Annotated in this window: 1 protein-coding gene, 1 tRNA gene and 3 rRNA genes; all 5 read right to left on the bottom strand. The window is 48.8% G+C overall.

The genetic code is table 11. The annotated features are described in order from the left end of the window. Window positions 1-116, bottom strand: a 5S ribosomal RNA gene (gene rrf, locus D8801_RS09505). A 76-nt stretch (window positions 117-192) separates the two neighbouring features. After that, a 23S ribosomal RNA gene (locus tag D8801_RS09500) occupies window positions 193-3,095 on the bottom strand. Between the two features lie 121 nt (window positions 3,096-3,216). Continuing rightward, window positions 3,217-3,289 (bottom strand) — tRNA-Ala (locus tag D8801_RS09495). Window positions 3,290-3,339: 50 nt separating this feature from the next. Next, window positions 3,340-4,814, bottom strand: a 16S ribosomal RNA gene (locus tag D8801_RS09490). Together the 16S, 23S and 5S rRNA genes with 1 tRNA gene alongside form the textbook arrangement of a ribosomal RNA operon. 49 nt (window positions 4,815-4,863) lie before the next feature. After that, window positions 4,864-5,337, bottom strand: a complete 474-nt coding sequence (locus D8801_RS09480) for a sigma-70 family RNA polymerase sigma factor (protein ID WP_125849433.1) — start codon at window positions 5,335-5,337, stop codon at window positions 4,864-4,866. Window positions 5,338-5,453 lie beyond the last annotated feature (116 nt).

The raw sequence follows: 5,453 nt of genomic DNA, 5'->3' as shown, positions 1-5,453 counted from the left end.
GCTAAGCGACTTCCATATCTCACAGGGGGCAACCCCCAACTACTTCCGGCGTTCTAGGGCTTAACTGCTGTGTTCGGCATGAGTACAGGTGTATCTCCTAGGCTATCGTCACTTAACTCTGAGTAATACCTACTCAAAATTGAATATCTATCAAATACCAAGAAAACCTTACACTTCGTATTCTCAGTTACTTTGGATAAGTCCTCGAGCTATTAGTATTAGTCCGCTACATGTGTCGCCACACTTCCACTTCTAACCTATCTACCTAATCATCTCTCAGGGCTCTTACTGATATAAAATCATGGGAAATCTCATCTTGAGGTGGGTTTCACACTTAGATGCTTTCAGCGTTTATCCCGTCCCTACATAGCTACCCAGCGATGCCTTTGGCAAGACAACTGGTACACCAGCGGTAAGTCCACTCTGGTCCTCTCGTACTAGGAGCAGATCCTCTCAAATTTCCTACGCCCGCGACGGATAGGGACCGAACTGTCTCACGACGTTCTGAACCCAGCTCGCGTGCCGCTTTAATGGGCGAACAGCCCAACCCTTGGGACCGACTACAGCCCCAGGATGCGACGAGCCGACATCGAGGTGCCAAACCTCCCCGTCGATGTGAACTCTTGGGGGAGATAAGCCTGTTATCCCCAGGGTAGCTTTTATCCGTTGAGCGATGGCCCTTCCATACGGAACCACCGGATCACTAAGCCCGACTTTCGTCCCTGCTCGAGTTGTAGCTCTCGCAGTCAAGCTCCCTTATACCTTTACACTCTGCGAATGATTTCCAACCATTCTGAGGGAACCTTTGGGCGCCTCCGTTACCTTTTAGGAGGCGACCGCCCCAGTCAAACTGCCCGTCAGACACTGTCTCCGATAGGGATAACCTATCTGGGTTAGAGTGGCCATAACACAAGGGTAGTATCCCAACAACGTCTCCTTCGAAACTGGCGTCCCGATCTCATAGACTCCTACCTATCCTGTACATGTGGTACAGACACTCAATATCAAACTGCAGTAAAGCTCCATGGGGTCTTTCCGTCCTGTCGCGGGTAACCTGCATCTTCACAGGTACTAAAATTTCACCGAGTCTCTCGTTGAGACAGTGCCCAAATCATTACGCCTTTCGTGCGGGTCGGAACTTACCCGACAAGGAATTTCGCTACCTTAGGACCGTTATAGTTACGGCCGCCGTTTACTGGGGCTTCAATTCATACCTTCGGATTACTCCTAAGCACTCCTCTTAACCTTCCAGCACCGGGCAGGCGTCACCCCCTATACATCATCTTACGATTTAGCAGAGAGCTGTGTTTTTGATAAACAGTTGCTTGGGCCTATTCACTGCGGCTGACCTAAGTCAGCACCCCTTCTCCCGAAGTTACGGGGTCATTTTGCCGAGTTCCTTAACGAGAGTTCTCTCGCTCACCTGAGGCTACTCGCCTCGACTACCTGTGTCGGTTTGCGGTACGGGTAGAGTATGTTTAAACGCTAGAAGCTTTTCTTGGCAGTGTGACATCACTAACTTCGCTACTAAACTTCGCTCCCCATCACAGCTCAATGTTATAGAACTAAGCATTTAACTCAATTCACACCTCACTGCTTAGACAGACACTTCCAATCGTCTGCTTTAGTTAGCCTACTGCGTCCCTCCATCACTACATACTCTAGTACAGGAATATCAACCTGTTGTCCATCGGATACACCTTTCGGTCTCTCCTTAGGTCCCGACTAACCCAGGGCGGACGAGCCTTCCCCTGGAAACCTTAGTCTTACGGTGGACAGGATTCTCACCTGTCTTTCGCTACTCATACCGGCATTCTCACTTCTATGCGTTCCAGCACTCCTCACGGTACACCTTCTTCACACATAGAACGCTCTCCTACCATACCTATAAAGGTATCCACAGCTTCGGTAAATTGTTTTAGCCCCGGTACATTTTCGGCGCAGGGTCACTCGACTAGTGAGCTATTACGCACTCTTTGAATGAATAGCTGCTTCTAAGCTAACATCCTAGTTGTCTGTGCAACCCCACATCCTTTTCCACTTAACAATTATTTTGGGACCTTAGCTGGTGGTCTGGGCTGTTTCCCTTTCGACTACGGATCTTAGCACTCGCAGTCTGACTGCCGACCATAATTCTTTGGCATTCGGAGTTTATCTGAGATTGGTAATCCGGGATGGACCCCTCACCCAAACAGTGCTCTACCTCCAAGAATCTCTAATGTCGACGCTAGCCCTAAAGCTATTTCGGAGAGAACCAGCTATCTCCAAGTTCGTTTGGAATTTCTCCGCTACCCACAAGTCATCCAAGCACTTTTCAACGTGCCCTGGTTCGGTCCTCCAGTGCGTCTTACCGCACCTTCAACCTGCTCATGGGTAGGTCACATGGTTTCGGGTCTACGACATGATACTAATGCGCCCTATTCAGACTCGGTTTCCCTGCGGCTCCGTCTCTTCAACTTAACCTCGCATCATATCGTAACTCGCCGGTTCATTCTACAAAAGGCACGCTCTCACCCATTAACGGGCTCGAACTTGTTGTAGGCACACGGTTTCAGGTTCTATTTCACTCCCCTCCCGGGGTGCTTTTCACCTTTCCCTCACGGTACTGGTTCACTATCGGTCACTAGGGAGTATTTAGGGTTGGGAGATGGTCCTCCCAGATTCCGACGGGATTTCACGTGTCCCGCCGTACTCAGGATACTGCTAGGTACAAAGACTATTTTAAATACGAGGCTTTTACTCTCTTTGGCTGATCTTCCCAAATCATTCTTCTATAATNTTTGAGTCCACTTTGCAGTCCTACAACCCCGAAGAGTAAACTCTTCGGTTTGCCCTCCTGCCGTTTCGCTCGCCGCTACTAAGGCAATCGCTTTTGCTTTCTCTTCCTGCAGCTACTTAGATGTTTCAGTTCACTGCGTCTTCCTCCTCATATCCTTAACAGATATGGGTAACAGGTAGTACCTGTTGGGTTCCCCCATTCGGAAATCCCTGGATCATCGCTTACTTACAGCTACCCAAGGCATATCGTCGTTTGTCACGTCCTTCTTCGGCTCCTAGTGCCAAGGCATCCACCGTGCGCCCTTATTAACTTAACCTTATTTTTGACCTTTCAGTCATAAACTCTTTTAATACTACAGCGTTTCGGTTTATTTTCTTGTTACTATTTGATATAGATATTCAATTTTCAATGTGCATTACTTGGTGATCTCTCACCAATGGAGCCTAGCGGGATCGAACCGCTGACCTCCTGCGTGCAAAGCAGGCGCTCTCCCAGCTGAGCTAAGGCCCCACAAGACCTCTCAAGACTAAACAAGACCAATGTGCATTCCTTATCCTTAGAAAGGAGGTGATCCAGCCGCACCTTCCGATACGGCTACCTTGTTACGACTTCACCCCAATCATCTATCCCACCTTAGGCGGCTGGCTCCTAAAAGGTTACCTCACCGACTTCGGGTGTTACAAACTCTCGTGGTGTGACGGGCGGTGTGTACAAGGCCCGGGAACGTATTCACCGCGGCGTGCTGATCCGCGATTACTAGCGATTCCGACTTCATGTAGGCGAGTTGCAGCCTACAATCCGAACTGAGACTGGCTTTAAGAGATTAGCTTGCCGTCACCGGCTTGCGACTCGTTGTACCAGCCATTGTAGCACGTGTGTAGCCCAGGTCATAAGGGGCATGATGATTTGACGTCATCCCCACCTTCCTCCGGTTTATTACCGGCAGTCTCGCTAGAGTGCCCAACTAAATGATGGCAACTAACAATAGGGGTTGCGCTCGTTGCGGGACTTAACCCAACATCTCACGACACGAGCTGACGACAACCATGCACCACCTGTCACCTCTGTCCCGAAGGAAAGCTCTATCTCTAGAACGGTCAGAGGGATGTCAAGACCTGGTAAGGTTCTTCGCGTTGCTTCGAATTAAACCACATGCTCCACCGCTTGTGCGGGCCCCCGTCAATTCCTTTGAGTTTCAACCTTGCGGTCGTACTCCCCAGGCGGAGTGCTTAATGCGTTAGCTACGGCACTAAACCCCGGAAAGGGTCTAACACCTAGCACTCATCGTTTACGGCGTGGACTACCAGGGTATCTAATCCTGTTTGCTCCCCACGCTTTCGAGCCTCAGCGTCAGTTACAAGCCAGAGAGCCGCTTTCGCCACCGGTGTTCCTCCATATATCTACGCATTTCACCGCTACACATGGAATTCCACTCTCCCCTCTTGCACTCAAGTTAAACAGTTTCCAAAGCGTACTATGGTTAAGCCACAGCCTTTAACTTCAGACTTATCTAACCGCCTGCGCTCGCTTTACGCCCAATAAATCCGGACAACGCTCGGGACCTACGTATTACCGCGGCTGCTGGCACGTAGTTAGCCGTCCCTTTCTGGTAAGATACCGTCACAGTGTGAACTTTCCACTCTCACACTCGTTCTTCTCTTACAACAGAGCTTTACGATCCGAAAACCTTCTTCACTCACGCGGCGTTGCTCGGTCAGACTTCCGTCCATTGCCGAAGATTCCCTACTGCTGCCTCCCGTAGGAGTCTGGGCCGTGTCTCAGTCCCAGTGTGGCCGATCACCCTCTCAGGTCGGCTATGTAAGGTCTTTGTCACTCAATCTCTCTCAAGCGACAACTATATTAGTATATCACAGCTGCTGACCTATGTCAACACTTTTTTGAAACTTTTTTTACTTTTTTCGTCTCTGTGATACACCAATAGTCCGTACGGGATTCGAACCCGTGTTACCGCCGTGAAAAGGCGGTGTCTTAACCCCTTGACCAACGGACCTTGAGCTTTTCAACTCTTTCTATTATACCTACTTTTTCCTCTTTGTCAAGATCTTTTTTAATCTCCTTTCATTTTATCTAAAATCACTCAATACCACTCTTAATTCTCCTAGAAGTGCCTTGCGTCCTTTGAAACATTCTCCTCCCATCAGACGGTCAAGTTGTTCTTGTTTTTCTTTACTCTGACTTGCCTTGTAATTCTTTAGAAGATCATGAAAGAGATAATAATCATCCAGTCTCAGGCCTTTTTCTCCTAGGCGATGGCTGATTTCGCTCACCTCCTCATAAGGCTCTTTGTCGAAACGGCGCTTGTGACTTTCCTGTTTACGGATGGAGTCTAGGATGCGATTGCGGAATTTGGTTTTAAAGCAGACATATAGTCGGCGACGTTCACCCTCTAGTAACTCTGGATGCTGGTTCACTAGCTCATACAGACACAGCATCCCCTCCTGGTCCCAGTCCTCTTTCTCCCACAGATGTAGATGATAATCTTTGCGGCACTTGTTTACAATCCCTTTACTTTCTTCATACAACTCTTTCAGATTCATAGACCTCTCCTTTCTGCATTTAGTTTAGCAAAATGCACGAACCCATGGTCTATTTCCTCTATTCTATACTTCTTCCTCTCTCAACGGCACACAAAAAGAGAGGCACTGCCTCTCTG

This window comes from Streptococcus oralis, from assembly GCF_003943415.1.
Lineage (GTDB): Bacteria > Bacillota > Bacilli > Lactobacillales > Streptococcaceae > Streptococcus > Streptococcus oralis_BJ.
Note: the sequence above shows the minus strand (reverse complement) of the source record. Positions and strands in the feature narration are given on the sequence as shown.